This window comes from Holdemanella sp. (assembly GCF_056804935.1).
Genome location: NZ_DBMEXE010000038.1, coordinates 8,963 through 10,369, shown reverse-complemented (window position 1 = coordinate 10,369; position 1,407 = coordinate 8,963). Strand labels below are relative to the sequence as shown.

The following is a 1,407-nucleotide window of genomic DNA, read 5'->3' as shown; positions in this document are numbered from 1 at the left end:
ATATTTGGATAGAAACTAAAATTTATAAAGGATGAGCAATTATACTTTTATCCATATAGAGATGTGTTAGTTCAATAAAATTAAAACACCAATGTTGTACATTTAAATGTGCTTCGATTGGTGTTTTTTATCAACATTGATGTATTAATTTTCTAATGTATTATACCAAACATTCCATCGTTTGTGACAACAAATGAAAAGTGAAATAAAGAATACATGGCTATGCTTCCACAATCACTCGTACATAGTGTATTTATGTGTAAATTTTCTAATGTCTTGAGTGTTTCAACACCTGGATGACCATACTTATTCTTATAGCCACAACTAATCAAGGCAATCTTACAATCTAAAGAGTCAAGAAAATCTGGGTCTGAACTCGTATTCGATCCATGATGTCCTACTTTTATAACATCGGCTTTTAAATCGTATGTAGCCATTAATTGTTTTTCAATTTGTTTACTCGCATCCCCCATAAATAGATAGGTTAAGTGATCATACGTAAAATAACTGATAAGACTTGAATCATTGGTATCCTTAGATTCTCTTTCACTTAACAACAAATAAAATGGATAATCGACATGAACCAATTGATTTGAATCTTCTATGACTTGTTTGATTTCAATTTTATCTTTTAAACTGTCATATCCTCCATTATGATCAAAGTCATCATGTGTAAGTATCAATGTATCAATCGCATGAATGTTCTTGTTTTCTAGAAAGGGCATAATAATTCTTTCGACATTATCACGATATAGATTTTGCCCACAATCAATCATCACCACACTTTTATGAAAAGGTTCTACAATCACGCTGCAGTCAGCTTGACCTATATTTAATGTATAGACTTGAAAGAAAGGATTACAATAAATTTCTAGAAATGGAACGATACATATCCATAGATATTTCCATTTAAAGTGTTTTAAGCATTGTATATAGAAGATGATAAATAAAACTATAAATAAAATTCTAGGTGCATAATGAATGGTAAGGTCTGGTAATTTTAGATTTATTAAATCCTGCACTATAAATCCAAATAAGAAGATCAAACCATACAGTTTTCTAAAGATGTTAAAGAAAAGCAATGAAATAAGATTCACTTTCTTAAAGTAAATAAACATCAATCCAAGTAAGGCCATCTTTTGTACGATCCATTTGTGTTCGGTACAAAAATAAGATACGAGTTGTAATAAGAGCGGACAAATAAAAGATATGGATAGTACTTGATTTGGATAGATTATGCCAAAACAAAGGATTGTAAAAGCCGTTTGATTGGGTTTGGATGTGAATAATAGAGTACTCAACTGATACAAAATAAATCTTGTGAATGCAAGTGTAAACACAAAGAAATAGCCAAATAAAACACTGAAGACTAGAAGGATTCTTCTTATCTTTGTCTCATCCCACTTT

The 1,407-nt window shown here is 30.1% G+C and carries 1 protein-coding gene; it reads right to left on the bottom strand.

The genetic code is table 11. The annotated features are described in order from the left end of the window. Window positions 1–152: 152 nt before the first annotated feature. Window positions 153–1,407 (bottom strand): ComEC/Rec2 family competence protein (locus ACZQCL_RS03175; protein WP_482481828.1); only part of this gene is annotated, 1,255 nt, incomplete at its 5' end.